Raw genomic sequence first — 6667 nt, 5'->3', positions numbered from 1 at the left:
GGGGAGGGTCTCGAGGAGACGGCGGGGGACCGGGCGGCAGAGCCGGTGCCCGAGCTGCGTCCACTCGTCGTCCTGGCCCGTGACGGGCTCGGCGCGGTGCCTCCGTTCGCCTCGGTGGCCGGCGCGGCGACGTCGCCGACGAGTCCGTTCGTCCGGGCCGCCCGCCGGGGCGAACGGCTGATCGTCGCACTGACAGCGGGCGAGTGGGATCCGCCGGCCGACGTCGAGCGGTGGATCCGCCAGGTGGGGGCCCACACGATGGCTGTCGTACCCGTGGTACGGGTCGGCCACGTCGTCGCCGTACTGAGTGTGACCGCCGTTGCGGATCGACCTCCGTTCACCGAAGCGGATCTGCTCTTGCTGACCGAACTCGCCGCCCGGGTGGGGGTCGTCCTGGACCGGATCGATCGGGGGACCGCAGAGCGCAGCAATGCGCTGGCGCTGCGTGAGGCGTTGCGCGGTTCTCCACCCGCCGTCCCGTCCGGGCTCGAGGTGGCCACCCGTTACCTGCCCGGCGGGGTCGATGACGACGCCGGTAGCGACTGGTTCGACGTGATTGACCTGGGAGCCGGGCGAGTTGCCCTGATGATCGGTGACGTGATGGGCCGAGGGATCCGGGCGACCGCGGTGATGGGGCAGCTGCGCGCAGCGGCCCGCACCTGCGCCCGTCTCGATCTTCCCCCGGCCGAGGTGCTGACGTTGCTGGACGACATCGTCGCGGACCTGCCCGGGGAGGAGATCGCCACCTGCATCTACGCGGTCGTTGAGATCGACAGTGGGGTGCTGACGCTGGCGAGTGCCGGGCACCCGCCGCCCCTGGTCGTCGCGCCGGACGGCTTGGTCTCCAGGCTCTACATGGCGGTGGGATCTCCACTCGGGGTGGCCCGGTCGGACGTGACCGAGTACACGGTGCGACTGGGACGGGGATATCTGATCGCCCTGTTCACCGACGGGCTCGTCCGGGGACGTGCGCGCGACCTCGACGCCGGGGTCTCGCAGCTCGCGGCCGCGCTCGCCCGCGCCAGCGACAGGTTCACCGCGAATCTGGACGACCTGGTCACCGCGGCGTGTGCCGGTCTCGGTCCCGCCGTCGCCCCCGGCCCAGTGGGTTCCGGGACGGTCGACGAGGTGGCGGTCGACGAGGTGGCGGCCGACGAGGTGGCGGCCGATGACGTCGCGCTTCTGTTCGCCCGGTTGCCCGTTGAACCGACGGCCGCGGCGGCCCTCCTGGACGTCACCTTCGACGGTGCGGCGAGCCTGCGCGCCGTGCGGGCTCAGGCCAGGCTCGCGCTGGAGAACGCGCCGCTGGCCTCGGAAGTCGTCGACACCATCGTTCTGGTGCTGTCGGAGTTGGCGAGCAACGCGGTGCGGCACGGTCGCCCACCACTGTCGGTGCGGCTGCGGCTGCTGGGCGACCGGGCCGTCGTGGAGGTCGCCGACGGTGGCGGCCGGGTGCTGCGGCGGCGCCACGCCGCGGCCGAGGATGAGGCCGGCCGCGGGCTCGGCCTGGTCTCCCAGCTCGCCGTTCGGCATGGCATCCGTCCGCTCCCCGACGGGAAGGCCGTGTGGGCCGAGATCGACCTGACCGGGACGACCCCGCCCGAACCGGACTGACGCCATGGCCATGAGGGTCAAGTGCGTGGCCTGTTAGATCTGTCCGATTTACCTCAGTCCGGCGGGTGAATCCGTCCGGACAGCCGGGGCGGGGCTGCCCGGGTGACGGGCTGACCTGCCGGCTACGGCACGAGACGGCCTGATACGGGTGGACCGGCCGTCCCGGCGGCATCAGGAAGTCTGGTGTCGCGTAACGTGAGCTGCATGCCGGACGCGGTGCTGCGCCTCGACAATGTCAATGTCGTGCGAGATGGGTCATACCTGCTCAGGAACGTGTCGTGGGCGGTGTTCCCTGGCCAGCGCTGGGTGGTCCTCGGTCCCAACGGCGCCGGGAAGACGACCCTGCTGCAGGTGGCCTTGGGCCGGCTGTTTCCCACCAGGGGCACGGTCGACCTGCTCGGCGCCCGTCTCGGCAAGGTCAACCTTCTCGATCTACGATACCGGGTGGGTGTCGTCAGCCCGGCGCTGGTGGAGACGCCACCCGCCGACGAGCGGGTACTCGACGCGGTGGTGACCGCCGGCTGGTCCGTGCTGGGCCGCGCCGACGAGGAGTACGACGAGGTCGATCTCACCCGCGCGGCCGGCCTGCTGACCCAGTTCGGGTGCCGTGGACTGGTCGACCGTCGGTTCGGAACCCTCTCCGAGGGAGAGCGCAAGCGCGTGCTCATTGCCCGGGCCCTCATGACCGACCCGGAACTCCTCCTGCTCGACGAGCCCGCCTCCGGGCTCGATCTGGGTGCGCGGGAGGCGTTGATGCGGCGGCTCACCCGCTTCGCGGCCGACCCCATCGCTCCTGTCCTCGTCCTCGTCAGCCACCACGTGGAGGAGATCCCGGTCGGGGTGACTCACGCGTTGCTGGTGCGCGGCGGCCAGGCGCTTGCGGCCGGTCCGGTCGCGCAGGTCCTCACCGCGCAGGCGCTCTCCTCCTGCTTCGGGATTCCGTTGGAGGTCGGCGTGGCGGCCGGTCGCTACACCGCCCGGCTTGCCGCTGGACCGCCTCCCCGGCATCCGGTATCCGCCTCGGTCTGAGCCTGTGCCGCGGGGCTGAGCCTGCGCCGCGGGGTGTTTGTCCGTTCAGGGGCCGATCGGCTGTGACCGGCGTCGGTTGATGGTCGGACGGAGTCGGTCGATGGTCGGATGACCACGATCGGCGGGGTGCGGTGACCTTCCCGACGTGATCCGGTCCCGAGTCACCGCTCGGTCCCGGCGTTTCGCGTACGGTCCGGCGGGCCGTCCATCCCCGTCAAGCGGCCTCAGCCCGTCGTAGCGCGCCTTTTCCGGTATCGCCGGTGTGTTTCTTTCGCGGCGGCCGTCGTGCTCCCTCTCCGAGGCTCGTCCGTTCGTGGGCTGGCCGGCGACCCGGACGGACGCTGGCCGCCGGTTGCCCCCGGACCCGTCGCTGGTTGGCCGTCGTTCATCGTTCGTCGAGCAGGTCCCACAACCATCCCGACCGTCGCACACCCGCGCCGAGCGACCTCAGCCGGCCGGCAAGTTGCCGATCCGAGGTGATGACGACCACGGGCGCGACCGCGTCGCGCGCCGCCGCCACGATGGCGTCGTCGCCGTGCCCGGGGGCGTGCACGACGACGATGGTCGGTGCCGCGCGGTCCGCCCTCGCTGGAACGTGGCGGCCCTTCTCGGGCGCGACGTCCGCGGGCCGGATCTTTTCGGGTGTGATCTTTCCGGGCCGTACGGTTCCCTCGGGAACTCCGGCCCGCGCCGCACCCTCGAGAACGACCACGATCCGCTCGGGCCATTCCGGCCTCGATGATGGCCGTGGGTGCGTGCCGGGACGGGTGATCCGCGCCGAAATAGCGTCGACTAGCCGTCCGGCCGCTCCTGGGCGGTCCCGCCACCACCCGTCGGGCCGGGAGCCAATCACGTTGGCACCGTCTACCACCCACGTGCGCGGGTACTCGTCCGTGGGTCGGCTCATACCGGCGGCGCCGGAATCAGGGGTACTCATCCGGCGCGGCGATCCCCTTTGGCATTCGTACCGGTCGGTTCCGCTCGCGGCACCACCACCCCAAAGGCGCCGGCGGCTGTTGCCCGCCGTTTGCCGGGCAATCGTCCACGGGAGTCGGTAGACGAACACGATCGGTGTCCCAAGGTCGGAGGACATGGACGCCGCCCGGTCCACGCCTGCCCAACTGTCCGCTTGCGGTCGGCCTTTCGACTGGGAAGGTGTGATTCGCAGAACATGATCATCCCTCTATCATGTGGAGCTTGCTCCCTGTCTTTGGGTTCCGCACTCCGACTGCCAGGGCGGCGTGCGTTGAGCGCTGACTTCGTCTTCGGCGACCCAAGCCTGCGAGCCCGACGAACCAGGCGTGACAGTTCCCCGCGTTCTCGTGGTAATAATAGACGCGTGAGTTCTGCGGTCCGCTGACCTGAAGGAGAGTGGCATGGCCCAGAAGACCATCGTCTCGTTGATTGACGATCTCAGTGGAGAAGAGGCCGACGAGACCGTCCGGTTCGGACTCGACGGTGCGCAGTATGAGATCGACCTGTCGGAGAAGAACGCCACGAAGTTGCGTGAGTCGTTGGCTTCGTTCGTCACCGCGGCTCGCCGTTCTGGCGGTCGGGCGGCGGGTGGCCGGCGTGGTGTGCGTGCCGCTTCGCGCCGTATCGGCGGAACCGACCGTACCGCCGACATTCGTGAGTGGGCGCGCAGCAACGGTTACACGGTGAGTGACCGGGGGCGTATCGCTTCCAACATCGTCGAGGCGTACGACAAGGCCCACTGATCCTGGTCTTGACTGCTTTTCCGGGGTAGGGACCGGAGCAGTGGAACCCCTTGTAGCGGTAGTGCCCGTGGTATTGGACGACGGGCTGCGCGATCCGGCGGACCGAAGATCGTGTGATCAGGTTTTGCATGGTCAGGTTCCTGCCACACCGACCGGGCCGGTGTGGCAGGAACTATTGGCGTTGCCGCTGACGCAGTCCGTCGCCAGATCTGTTCGTTCCGTCAGTTCGGCAGCTGCCGGGCCATCCAGTTTTCGACGTCTTCCGCGGTTCGCGGAAGTGCGGCGGACATGTTCCGCCTTCCATCCCTGGTGACCAGGATGTCGTCTTCTATCCGGACGCCGATGCCTCGCAGCTCCGGCGGAACCATCAGGTCGTCCGGCTGGAAGTACAGGCCCGGTTCGACCGTCAATACCATGCCCGGTTCCAGCGCCGCGTCGCGATAGGTCTGGTCGCGCGCCTGCGCGCAGTCGTGCACGTCCAATCCGAGCATGTGCGACGTGGAGTGCAGGGTATAGCGGCGATGGACGCCCGCTCCCGGGGAGCGTGGGTCCTCGATCAGCGACTCCTGCGCACTGACCGGCAGGAGCCCCCAGTCGTCGAGAGCCGTGGCGATGACCCGCATGGCGGCCCGGTGCGGCTCCAGGAAGGACGCTCCCGGCCGGACCGCGTCGATCCCGGCCTGCTGGGCGCGAAGAACCACGTCATAGACCTGGCGCTGCACCTCGGTGAACCGTCCGTTGATCGGAAGCGTGCGGGTGACGTCGGCCGTGTAGAGGGAGCGTCCCTCGACCCCCATGTCGAGCAGGGCGAGATCACCGGCGCGTACCGGCCCGTCGTCGCGGACCCAGTGCAGCGTCGTGGCGTGGTGGCCACAGGCGACGATGGAACCGTATCCCACGTCGTTGCCGTCCACCCGGGCCCGCCGCCAGAACGTCCCCTCCAACCATCGTTCTCCGTTGGGCAGGTCCATCGCCCGACCGATTTCTCCCACGCACTCGGTGAAGCCACGCACGGTCGCGGCGATCGCCTCGTCCAATCGGGCGATCTCGAAGTCGTCCTTGAGTAGCCGCAGCTCGGAAAGGGCCTGTGCGAGGGCCAGATCGCGGTCGGTTCCTGGTCCACCCCGGCCGGACCAGCGCAGCACCGAACCATCCACGACCGGATCGACTCCGCGTAGTACCCGGGTGTTTCCCGGTGCCAACCGCGCGAGCGCGTCCGCGAGCTCCGTGAGCGGCCGGCATTCGATCTCCAGCTGTGCCGCGGTCTCCCGAACCCCCGGTCTGGGACCGACCCACAGTTCCCCGTATCGCCGGTCGGTGTAGAAGGCGGAGCTCGACCGGTCGGACCGCCCGGCGACATAGAGCACCGCATCATGCTCACCGGCCGCGTTGGGTAGCAGAACCAACACGGCATCGGGTTCATGGCAGCCGGTCAGCCAGAAGAAGTCGCTTCCGGGACGGAACGGAAAATCTGTGTCGTTTGCCCGTACCCGCAGACCGCCGCTCGGCACCACAAGCGCGTCCGCCGGGAACCGCGAACCCAACAAGGCGCGACGTTTCGCGGTGTAGGGTGCGCAGTCATCGCGGGATGGCACAGCGTCGTCAATCGGCGCCCACCCGGTCGACATAAATCGCCGGAACGCCGCGTGTGGTTCCTCGTCGTGGTTGGCCTGTCCGGGTTCGCGCACGGAATCATCCGATGCCGGAGGTTCACTGGCCCCGGTGGGGACAACGCCCGGCTCGTCGGTCGTGATGAGGTTCGGATCACGCCCGGCCGGCGCGCTCTCGGGCACCCCCGTGCTGGTCGGTGGAGGTGAGCTTTGGTGGGACTGGGCACTCATACCGTTAACGGTAGGCCCCGTTGCGGACGGCGGGTAGCGCGCGAGGCACACCGCCATGCCCGGCGCGTTGGCCGGACTTCTCGTCGTTGGTCCGCCGGGCATTTGGTGCATCGCGCCGCCGCGGTGATGCCGGGCCGATGTGGGCGGTCGCGTCGCGACCTGGGCCCGAACGCCGCTACCCACTTCGCCGCCTTCGGACCCTTCCATGAAGACTGTTCCTCCCACCTCGGGTGAGTTAACGAGGGCACGCAATCGGTTGTGGGAGATCTGGGGGATCCGATCGGTTGTGACCTTCCGTCGTGGACCGTTAACTCATCTGCCGGTCGGCGGGGAAGGCGGGTCCGCGTTGCACGGATCGAGTCGGTCCGGGGGCGGACGTCCTCGGTGTGCCGTAATGCCGGTCCGATAGCCACCGGCATCGTGCGATTCGGGTACTGCACTGCGTGTCGCGAACACCACCGGGTA

5 protein-coding genes are annotated in these 6667 nt (G+C 69.3%); 3 read left to right on the top strand and 2 right to left on the bottom strand.

Features of this window, described 5'->3' with window-relative positions:
* Together AC08OX_RS13330 and AC08OX_RS13325 are read left to right on the top strand one after the other, a co-directional pair.
* Window positions 1–1614, top strand: a 1614-nt coding sequence (locus tag AC08OX_RS13330; protein WP_476608114.1) for an ATP-binding SpoIIE family protein phosphatase, incomplete at its 5' end; no start/stop codon positions are given.
* Between the two features lie 204 nt (window positions 1615–1818).
* On the top strand, window positions 1819–2643 hold the full coding sequence (locus AC08OX_RS13325) for an ABC transporter ATP-binding protein (RefSeq protein ID WP_476608113.1): 825 nt from the start codon (window positions 1819–1821) through the stop codon (window positions 2641–2643).
* Window positions 2644–3028: 385 nt separating this feature from the next.
* Here the strand turns inward: AC08OX_RS13325 and AC08OX_RS13320 are convergent, their stop codons facing one another.
* Window positions 3029–3355, bottom strand: a complete 327-nt coding sequence (locus AC08OX_RS13320; protein ID WP_476608112.1) for a hypothetical protein — start codon at window positions 3353–3355, stop codon at window positions 3029–3031.
* A 664-nt stretch (window positions 3356–4019) separates the two neighbouring features.
* Here AC08OX_RS13320 and AC08OX_RS13315 point away from each other — a divergent pair.
* Window positions 4020–4361, top strand: coding sequence for a histone-like nucleoid-structuring protein Lsr2 (locus tag AC08OX_RS13315; RefSeq protein ID WP_476608111.1), 342 nt, complete (start codon window positions 4020–4022; stop codon window positions 4359–4361).
* A gap of 221 nt (window positions 4362–4582) precedes the next feature.
* Here the strand turns inward: AC08OX_RS13315 and AC08OX_RS13310 are convergent, their stop codons facing one another.
* The gene (locus AC08OX_RS13310; protein ID WP_476608115.1) at window positions 4583–5989 is read right to left on the bottom strand and encodes an aminopeptidase P family protein; all 1407 of its coding nucleotides are present in this window, start codon (window positions 5987–5989) and stop codon (window positions 4583–4585) included.
* Window positions 5990–6667 lie beyond the last annotated feature (678 nt).

It is taken from the genome of Frankia sp. CoBUL1, assembly GCF_978021245.1.
Note: the sequence above shows the minus strand (reverse complement) of the source record. Positions and strands in the feature narration are given on the sequence as shown.